This window comes from Syntrophomonas zehnderi OL-4 (genome assembly GCF_000983115.1).
GTDB lineage: Bacteria > Bacillota > Syntrophomonadia > Syntrophomonadales > Syntrophomonadaceae > Syntrophomonas_B > Syntrophomonas_B zehnderi.
This window is the reverse complement of sequence record NZ_CGIH01000051.1, coordinates 46,471-56,182: the sequence shown is the minus strand read 5'-3', so window position 1 is coordinate 56,182 and position 9,712 is coordinate 46,471. Positions and strand designations below refer to the sequence as shown.

Annotated in this window: 8 protein-coding genes; 6 read left to right on the top strand and 2 right to left on the bottom strand. The window is 42.6% G+C overall.

The genetic code is table 11. The annotated features are described in order from the left end of the window. Positions 1-316 precede the first annotated feature (316 nt). The gene (locus AAV90_RS13330) at positions 317-1,171 is read left to right on the top strand and encodes a methyl-accepting chemotaxis protein (RefSeq protein WP_046500013.1); all 855 of its coding nucleotides are present in this window, start codon (positions 317-319) and stop codon (positions 1,169-1,171) included. A 48-nt stretch (positions 1,172-1,219) separates the two neighbouring features. On the opposite strand, the gene AAV90_RS13325 is transcribed toward AAV90_RS13330, so the two are convergent. Beyond that, positions 1,220-1,738, bottom strand: a complete 519-nt coding sequence (locus AAV90_RS13325; RefSeq protein WP_046500011.1) for a lytic transglycosylase domain-containing protein — start codon at positions 1,736-1,738, stop codon at positions 1,220-1,222. 338 nt (positions 1,739-2,076) lie between these two features. On the opposite strand from AAV90_RS13325, the gene ku reads away from it, so the two are divergent. From ku to ligD (AAV90_RS13310), 3 genes are read left to right on the top strand one after another with little or no spacing between them, the layout of a single operon-like run. Continuing rightward, positions 2,077-2,910, top strand: a complete 834-nt coding sequence (ku, locus tag AAV90_RS13320) for a non-homologous end joining protein Ku (protein ID WP_046500010.1) — start codon at positions 2,077-2,079, stop codon at positions 2,908-2,910. Between the two features lie 2 nt (positions 2,911-2,912). After that, the gene (gene ligD, locus AAV90_RS13315; protein ID WP_052729805.1) at positions 2,913-3,854 is read left to right on the top strand and encodes a non-homologous end-joining DNA ligase; all 942 of its coding nucleotides are present in this window, start codon (positions 2,913-2,915) and stop codon (positions 3,852-3,854) included. A 17-nt stretch (positions 3,855-3,871) separates the two neighbouring features. Then, complete coding sequence (gene ligD / locus AAV90_RS13310) at positions 3,872-4,771, top strand: non-homologous end-joining DNA ligase (protein WP_046500008.1); 900 nt, start codon at positions 3,872-3,874, stop codon at positions 4,769-4,771. 50 nt (positions 4,772-4,821) lie between these two features. Here the strand turns inward: ligD (AAV90_RS13310) and AAV90_RS13305 are convergent, their stop codons facing one another. Further along, positions 4,822-5,151 carry a hypothetical protein gene (locus AAV90_RS13305; protein ID WP_207642074.1) on the bottom strand — a complete coding sequence of 110 codons (330 nt, stop codon included), beginning with the start codon at positions 5,149-5,151 and terminating at the stop codon, positions 4,822-4,824. 486 nt (positions 5,152-5,637) lie between these two features. On the opposite strand from AAV90_RS13305, the gene AAV90_RS13300 reads away from it, so the two are divergent. Together AAV90_RS13300 and AAV90_RS13295 are read left to right on the top strand one after the other, a co-directional pair. Continuing rightward, positions 5,638-7,311: a Na/Pi cotransporter family protein gene (locus tag AAV90_RS13300; RefSeq protein WP_046500006.1), complete on the top strand. Its 1,674-nt coding sequence runs from the start codon at positions 5,638-5,640 to the stop codon at positions 7,309-7,311. A gap of 662 nt (positions 7,312-7,973) precedes the next feature. Further along, a complete protein-coding gene (locus AAV90_RS13295) occupies positions 7,974-9,335 on the top strand; it encodes a cobyrinic acid a,c-diamide synthase CobB (protein WP_046500003.1) in 1,362 nt (453 codons plus the stop codon). Positions 9,336-9,712 lie beyond the last annotated feature (377 nt).

Genomic DNA, 9,712 nt, shown 5'->3' with positions numbered 1-9,712 from the left:
GCTAACCAAATTATACCACAGGAGGGTATGCTTTTTGTGCTTTAAATGGACTTTTTCAGTGATCTCGAACCGTCCCCTTGACACCCCCTTGACACCAAGAAGCCTTGGTTGGCGGTTAATTTACTTTTAAATAATAAATAACTTTAATATACTAAAAAAATAAGCAGGAAATTAGAGATATGTTCTTGAAATTTACATTTATACCAACTAGGGGTTTGATATAGTATACGGCGCAAAAGTTTGCGTATACCATATAGAAGGTTTGATTACGCTGGTTTTCGAATAAGATGTAATAAAGATGCAGGGGGGATTTGTAATGACGAAGGTAATAATTGTGGGTGCTGGTGATGGTGGGACGTCTATTTTAAAAGCTTTTCAGGGCATAAAGGCTGTTGAAGTGTTGGGTATTTGTGACGTGGACAATGATGCCCCAGGTATGCGGTTAGCTCGCAAATTCGGAATACCAACGTATAATGATATTAACAATCTTTTAAAACTCCCTGCCGAGCTGATTATTGAAGCCACTGGGGTAGAAAAAGTACAGCAGATTATATATGAAAATAAGAGTGACCATTTATTTGTGGTCGAGTCCCACGGGGCCAATCTAATGATGACCATTGTGGAGTCGCGGGAAGAAATGATCCATGAATTGCATAAGGAGGCCGAAAAATTAGCCGGCATGTCGGAAGAATTATCAGCAACCATGCAAAACGTTAGCCGGATGGTTGAAGAGGTAGCCCAATCTTCGCAGCAGGTAGCGGTGAGAGCGGATAGGCTTATGGATTCGGCCAATCAGGCTGTTGTCCACTTAGGCGAGACCGAAGAAGTGCTAAACCTTATTAATTCTATCGCCAAACAAACCAAACTGCTTGGGTTGAATGCAGCTATTGAAGCGGCCCGCAGCGGAGAACATGGCAAGGGATTTGCGGTGGTGGCCGATGAGGTGAGAAAACTGGCTGAAAACAGTACTGTATCGGTGGAAAGGATATCCAGTATACTGTCCAACATTGAAGAATCGGTAAAAGTTATTACCAAGGGTGTTACTAATGCTGTGCAGGTGGTAAAGAATCAATCCGAAACATCCCAGCAGGTAGCATCAAGTGTTCAGCAAATGGAAGCCATGTCGGAAGAATTATCGGCTGTTGCCCAGAACCTGGCGGATTTATCTTAGGTCAGTAAACCTTTGAAAACTTTATCATGCTAAAAGGGAAGAACTGGACTATGCCATATGATCAACTGAGTTCATGACTTTTTTTACATAAGCCTGGGTCTCCTTGTACGGCGGTATACCGCCGTATTTTTTTACTGCGCCGCTGCCTGCATTATAAGCTGCCAAGGCCATGGGCAAATCACCATTGAATTCGTTTAGCTTTTGTTTAAGGTATTTGGTGCCGGCCATTATATTCTCCTGGGGATTAAATACATCCTTTACTCCTAAACTTTTGGCCGTAGTCGGCATTAACTGCATCAGACCCATAGCTCCGCAAGAGGATTGGGCATGGGGATTAAAAGAGGACTCCTGTTTTATAACCGCTTTGATAATGCCCTCATCAATTCCATATGCCTTGCTGGCTGCCTGAATGATTTCACTGAAAGGCTGTTGTCGGGAGGTGTATGCTTTAGGTTTTAAAACCGTTTTATCTATGGGTTGCTGACGGCGTGCGCCAACACCTTGCAGGGCTTCCAGTATCCTGATTATACTGATTTGACGAAACATATCAACAAAAGGATTATTCATCGCCATCTCCTTAATGCAGAATAGTTAATATAATATTAAACATCTGTTTGTTAAAAACTTTTATCTCTAAATTAGAAAACCTCTATTATAAATATACTATTCTTATGGATAATTGCAAATGGGCAATTTTCATTTCATAGAAATGTATTGCGGCCGAGGGCGCTATTTTTTAAGATGGCGTGACTATTTATATTTTTGGGACAGATCGGGGAATATTTTTATTTAATTTATAGATGCTAATAATGAATAAACTCGAGATAACACAAAATAATAAGGCTTTTTAATTTGGGTTGGAGCCTTTGGCTAAAGGGGCTAAATAAAAAAAAGGCGGTGCTGGGATGAAAACACTATGGAAAGGAGCCATTAGTTTTGGGTTGGTCAATATACCGGTTAATATGTATGTGGCAACTGAAAACAAAGATATTAGATTTAATTACTTGCACAAAGAATGCCTGTCACCTATTAGATACCAAAAGTACTGTCCCCACTGTGACAAGGAGATAGACGGCAGCGATATTGTTCGGGGGTACGAATACCAGAAAGGCAGTTATGTAGTCATAGATGAGGAAGATCTGGAGAGTATACCCCAGGAAAATACCAAAACTATAGATATTCTGGATTTTGTTACCTTGAGTCAGGTGGATCCAGTTTTTTTTGATAAAAGCTATTATTTGGAGCCTTCACCGGGAGGGGAGAAAGCCTATGCCTTGATAATTGAGGCCATGAAAAAAACTGACAAAATAGCCATTGCCCGAGTTATTATTCGTTCTCGTCAATCCCTGGCGGCCTTAAGAACCAAGGAGGAAATATTGATCATGGAAACGATCTTTTATCCGGATGAAATTCGTTCTTCAGAACTGTTAAACCACGGTCTCAATCCTTCCAAACTGCACGAAAAAGAGATCAAGATGGCGATTAACCTGATTGAAAACCTCTCGGTTGATTTTGATCCCGCCAAGTATGAGGACGAGTATCGCAAAGCCCTGGGTGAAATGATTGCCGCCAAGGTGGCCGGAGAGGAAGTCGTAACTTCCCAGCAGCCTCCCGAGGCGCGGGGTAATGTAGTGGATTTGATGGAAGCCCTGCAAGCCAGCGTGAAATTAGCCGAAGAACAACGTAAAGAAAAAAGACCTGCTCCCTCAAGCAAGCGTAAAAGCAAAACTGGTAGTTGATAATGATGTCACAGCTGATAAAGGATTATCAAACGGTAATGGAACCGGTTACTTTCCCTAAAGCATTTGATGATGAAAACTATATTTATCAGGTAAAATGGGATGGGGTAAGGATGATTGCGGTCGTGCACGAAAGCCGGGTACGCCTGATTAATAAACATGGCCATGAGCGCACCAATCAATATGGGGAATTACAGGAACTACCTGCCATGCTGGATGCTAAAACGGCAGTCTTGGACGGCGAATTGGTGGTCTTAAAAGAAGGCAAACCCAGCTTTCCATCTATAATGCGCCGGGACAGCAGCCGGGATGCCAAGAGCCTGTCTTATCTTAGGGAGTTACTGCCGGTTCATTATATGGTTTTTGATCTGTTGCATTTAAACGGGCAGGATCTGCGTCAGGAAAATTTGTTAGCACGGAAATCCCGGTTGGAAAAGATTTTGTTCAGTCAGGGTTTTTTACATCTGGTGGAGGACTTTGACAGTGGCCGGGCCTTATTTAAAGCCGTAGATGAGTTTAATATGGAAGGGATTGTGGCCAAGGCCAAAGAAAGTCTGTACCTGCCTGGGAAAAAGCATCGGCAATGGTTAAAAATAAAATGCCTGCGCAGTCAGAACTGTCTGGTGGGTGGTTATACTTTGCGGGGCAACGTAGTAAACGCTCTTTTGTTAGGTGTATATAAAGACGGAGGTTTAAGTTATGTCGGCAAAGCAGGCAGCGGTCTAAGCCACGGGCAACAGCAGATACTCTCCGAGCAACTGCCCGGCCTAGAAATTTCCTGTTCACCTTTTATCAATCTTGATAAAATAAAAACCGATTGTTTTTTTATCAAGCCGGAAATAGGAGTGAGGGTTGAATATCTGGAGTGGAGCGAAGATATGAAGCTTAGGTCGCCGACGATTAAAGAATTTATTCGGCTTAAACTGCAAGATTGTCAGGTCTGAAGCGGAGGTTTCTTTAAGTGAGTAAATCCAGTCAGATTTTATTGGAAGGGCGCAGATTAAAGTTATCCAACCTTGATAAAGTACTATGGCCCGGCGAGGGCTATACCAAAGGCGAACTCATCCATTATTATGCGGAAATATCCTCCTACATTCTTCCTCATCTTAATCAGCGTCCCTTGGTTTTTACCCGCTACCCGGATGGAATTAATCAAAAATTTTTCTACCAAAAAAACGTACCGGGATACCTGCCGGATTGGATTCAAACTTTTGCCTGGGAATCAGGCGATAAAATCATAAATTTTATGCTGGCCCGGGAGAAGGCAGATCTGGTTTGGCTGGGCAACCAGGCGTGCATTGAGGTTCACCCCTGGTTATCATGCCAGGCTTCTATACAAAATCCAGATTATATGGTTTTTGATCTTGATCCCTCCCCGGATAATTCCTATCCAGAAATTGTAGTGATTGCCCTGCTGATTAAGCAGGTTTTGGATGAACTGCAGCTACGGGCATATATTAAAACATCAGGTTCCGCAGGACTGCACATCTATGTGCCTCTCCTGCCCCGCTACAGCTATGAGGAAGTACGTCAAACAGCCGGTCTGATAGCGGGTATGGTCAGTACGGTCAGGCCGGATATAGCAACCATAGAAAGAACAGTTAATAAAAGAGGAAGCAAGATATATATAGACTATATGCAAAATGCGATCGGTCAAACCATCTGTTCTCCATACAGTGTGCGTCCCCGGGAAGGCGCCCCCATTTCTGCACCTATCCGTTGGGAGGAGATAGAGGAGGTTTCCCCTGACATGTTTACGATCAAAAACATTTTCCCACGCCTAAGCAAACAGGGTGATCTTTTTAAATCTGTTTTAACGGATAAGCAGGATTTAACGAAAGCGATGTCTTATTCAAATTAGTCAAGGTTAACATCGTGGTCGGCACTATATTTAAATCCCGGCAATGGTGGTTAAAACGGTGATGTTAATGCATCCCAGGCCGTCAGGAAATCCTGAACGTTTGTCCAACTATGGATTTGTATACTTTTGCGTATTTGTTCGATGTCCATTGCCCAAAAGAATTCGCCGTTGCGTTCAAATTCAGGATTAAACTCGATGTCAAAGGGATCAAACTCATCATCGTTGAGTAGATTACCTTCCCAAAGGGCAACCGAGAACTCCAGAGAAAAAAAGTCATTAAGGTCGCCGGCCGCCTGTTCCATATCATCGTAGGCATGTACATAAGCAAGCGCGTCTCCATAAAACAAACTTATATATAAGTTGCCGGTGCTAGTAAACATAAGCTCGAAGTTTTTATTCATAAGTAACCCCTCTCCCATCAAGTAATTAAAAAGATTGTATAACCTGATTTCAAAACAAACAAAAATTCAGGCAATGTGCAAGACATTATGCTTATAATTATTATAACTGCTAAATTGGCAAAATGAGCTTTTTAGGCAACTCAAAGTATTTTAATTTACCCAAGGGTTAGCAATAAGCTAATGCTATAGTAAGATATTCAGGATATTAAATTAATAGCGACTTTTTTATATATTTTAAACGACCATCAAGTGATAACAAATGATATACTATATATCGTTTATTTAAACAGGAAGGAAATCGAATCGTTAAAGCGAAGATAAATATGGTTATCTGGTAGCAAATTCTGGCTGCTGCTAATAAACCCTGATATACAGGGAAACCCGAGTAAATTATTGCTTGATATTTGCACCCAATCGTGTCAGTTTTTATCGTACTAATCGTTTTGGCTAAAGGGAGGTAGTTCTTTGACAGTATCTGTAACAGATATTCTGTTTCCATTTATAGGCGGGCTAGGGTTGTTTCTGTTTGGACTGCACTTTATGTCGGATGGACTGCAAGCAGCGGCCGGAGATCGGATGCGCAGGATTTTGGAAAAAGGAACCCGCAACCCGGTTCGGGGAGTATTGACCGGAACGCTGGTTACGGCCCTGATCCAAAGCAGCAGTGCTACTACCGTACTTACCGTAGGGCTTGTTAATGCCCAGCTTTTGACATTGCGCCAGGCCATAGGGGTAATCATGGGGGCTAATATCGGCACTACCTTGACCGCCTTCCTGATAGGATTTAACCTGCAGGATTATGCCTTGCCTATAATCGGCTTAGGTGCTCTAATATATCTGTTTGCCAAAAAGAAGAATATTCAGGTTATCGGCCAATCGTTATTGGGATTTGGGGTGTTATTCTTCGGCTTAACCCTTATGGGAAGCGGCATGAAGCCCCTTAAAGATCTGCCCTTCTTTATCGATTTGATGACCAGCATCGATGATAATTCCATTATCGGTGTAACTATTGGTATGTTTTTTACTTTCCTGGTGCAAAGCAGCAGTGCGACTATAGGAGTATTGCAGCAACTGGCCTACCAGGGAGCGATAACCTACCACCAGGCCGTCCCGATCCTGTTTGGAGACAATATCGGTACTACCATTACTGCCCTGTTGGCAGGCTTGGGGGCCAGTGTTGCGGCTAAAAGAACGGCTTTGAGCCATTTTATATTTAACCTGCTTGGAACCATTATATTTCTGCCCCTATTTTTGATGGGGTTTTTTGAGAAATTTATAGTACTCGTTACGAATTATTTTTTTATCCTGCTGCCTGGATTTACCGGCACCTGGGACACCTTGAACATAAAACTGCAGCTGGCCCAAACCCATGCGGTTTTTAACATCAGTAATACCTTGGTTCAGTTGCCCATGGTTGCTGTACTGGCTTTCATTGTTACCGTATTGATTCCTGAAAAAACCGATATTTACGATGATCCCTATCGCCCCAAATATATCGATCGCCGGCTTTTGAAAAATCCTTCCGTGGCACTTGCCCAGGCTAAAAGAGAGGCCTTGCGCATGGGGTATATGGCCTATGAAGCCTTTACCAATGCCATTGACTATTTCCATAACAACCATGAGGCTGCTTTTAAAAAAGCAGATGCCCTGGAGAAAGCAATTAACCGCATGGAAAGAGAAATAACCGACTACGTAGTACTAGCGTCCCAAAAACAGCTGTCCGAGGAGGAATCCAACCACGCTTATATCATTTTACAATCTCTAAATGACATTGAACGGATCGGCGACCATTGCAGTAATATTATCGAACAAGCCGACTACGCCAAACAGTACCAGGTAAACTTCTCCGGCGAGGCCCATGAGGAATTAGAAAAAATCATTGGAGTTACCACCAATACACTGTTATTAACCTACCGAGCCCTGGAAAAAACGGACAAATCCGTGGCCCGGCAAGTATTAACCCATGAAGAACTGATTGATGAATTACAGGCGACTTACCGCAAAGCCCATATTCGCAGGCTCAATGAAGGGAAATGCAATGGCAACAACGGAGCCGTTTTCCTTGATTTATTGGTAAACCTGGAGAGAATAGGCGACCACTGCCGTAACATAGCAGGATATGTTCTGGAAGAAGCATAGACACAAGGGGACGGCAACCTGTGTGAAAAGCCCATTTCGCTGTATCGTTATACCCATTATTGAATAATATGTATCTAAACAAGCCGATCTACCAGGTGAGCTGTAAATATATACGGTCTATAAACATTTTTCACCCAGCCTGACGGTTCTCCTGTGTCTGTTAGTACCCCCAAAAGCCCACTTGTAAAACCACAAGCGGGCTTTTTCATGTCCGCATAAAGTAATCTATTTGCAGTATATCGATACTGCATCACGCAGGAATACCGCGCAGCCATTCGCATTTTAATCATATGACGACTCAAGAGAATATAAAGAGTATCTAAAGCATCTTCCTAAGTGCCTTGTACATAGAAGATGCTTTTTTATAATATCCTTTTCGAATAATTCCATGAGCCCTAGTGTAGAAGAGGAACTTTTTTTTAATCTCCTTCTATTTCTTTTTCACCAGAACGTATGGGGTCGTGGGCAATTCAGCACTATAAATATTTGCTAATAGTGATTATAAGTTTATTAAATTATTCTAACTTCTTGTCGTGTGTTATCTTTCAATTAAGAACAACCGATGAGCGTAAGATAGTGAACTGTATTACAAAGTGTATATAAAATTAATTTTATATGCACTTCGTGGCGCCACGTTCAAAACCCTTAAAGGATGAGTATTAATGAGACTAGCGATAGGAGCGCCACACGGGCGTTCAGGCAAAACTACCATAACACTAGGTCTGATTGTTGCCTTAAAAAGGATGGGGCTTAAGGTTCAACCTTTTAAAAAGGGTCCTGATTTTATTGATCCGGCTTGGCTGAGCCTAGCAGCCGGAAGGAGTTGCCGCAGTCTCGATTTATATTTTCTGGATAAGGAACAATTAGTAGAACAGTATGTAACCGGAAGCCAGGGTGCCGATATTTCTATTATCGAGGGTGCTATGGGTCTATTTGATGGGCTTGATCTTGAGGGAAGTGACAGTACTGCGGCAGTAGCACGGGCGGTTAAAGCACCGATAATCCTGGTTATTGATACAACCAGGATGACCCGCAGTGCAGCAGCCATTGTAAAGGGATTTCAACATTTTGAACCCGAGACAGAGATAGCAGGAGTAATTTTAAATAAAGTTGCCCGGCCAAGGCATGAAGATATGCTGCGTAATTCAATTGAATACTATACAGGGATACCTGTAGTGGGAGCAGTACCCAAACAAAAGACGCCTTTGATTGCAGAACGACATCTGGGGCTGGTTACAGTTCAAGAATGGAGTAAGGCCAATGAACTGCTGGAGAATATTTCGATACAGATGGAGCAGCATGTGAATTTAAAGGCAATATTGGAAATCGCCCAAACTGCACAACTATTGCCGGAATATAATATTGAACGCAACCAGACGGTCACCTCTACCCGTATAGGTGTAATTCGAGATCAGGTCTTCAGCTTTTATTATCCGGAAAACTTGGAGGCATTAGAGCAAGCCGGAGCCGATCTGGTTTACATTAATAGTCTTGAAGACGGCCAACTGCCCGATATACAGGGTTTATATATCGGGGGCGGCTTTCCGGAGATATTCGGACATGAACTGGAACAAAACGAAACACTGCGTACCTCAATTCGTAATGAGGTTGAAAAGGGGTTGCCAGTCTATGCTGAATGTGGAGGTTTAATGTACCTTTCGAGACGACTTCATTATGGTGGTGAGAGTTTTCAAATGTGCGGTGTTTTGCCATGTGATACCACAATGGAAGCGTATCCGAAAGGACATGGATACACAAGGATGCTGACCACCAATCCCAATTACCTATTTAAAACCGGGACAGTGATTAGAGGCCATGAGTTCCATCATTCACAAATCTGTAATTTTAATCCCCAAGAGATTATGTGCATTTTTAAGATGAACCGTGGTCATGGGATTGACAGTAATGCAGATGGAATCATAGTCCGCAACGTAATTGCGTCATACAATCATTTGTATGCCCCGTCACATCCTGAGTGGGCTATAAATTTTGTGGCTAAAGCTAATAAGTCAATTAAAAAATAAACAGGAAATAGTGCATCCCTTTCGCAGGAAAGACTGCTCTATACACCTGCATCCGAAGTACGTGATGGTATTGCCAGAGTAATCTATAGAGTCAAAAACAGCAGCGTTCGGGAAAGCTTTATGGCCCTTGACTGGTTGCCAAGACTTGTTATCCATATTCCCAATAAGGCGAACAGCTGGTCAGATATTGCGGATACTATTCCAACAAGTCGCGCGGGATGCGCAAAAAAACCGAGAACGATGTAGAGAAGCCGTTGTTGGTTGAATCTGATATTTTCAAAAAGGCCTTTTGCAGAAACTGGGCTCGCCTAATTCAAAAGATTTACCAAGACATAAGCTATGGCCCGGGAGTCAGCGTTTATGTCCTGTTAAATATA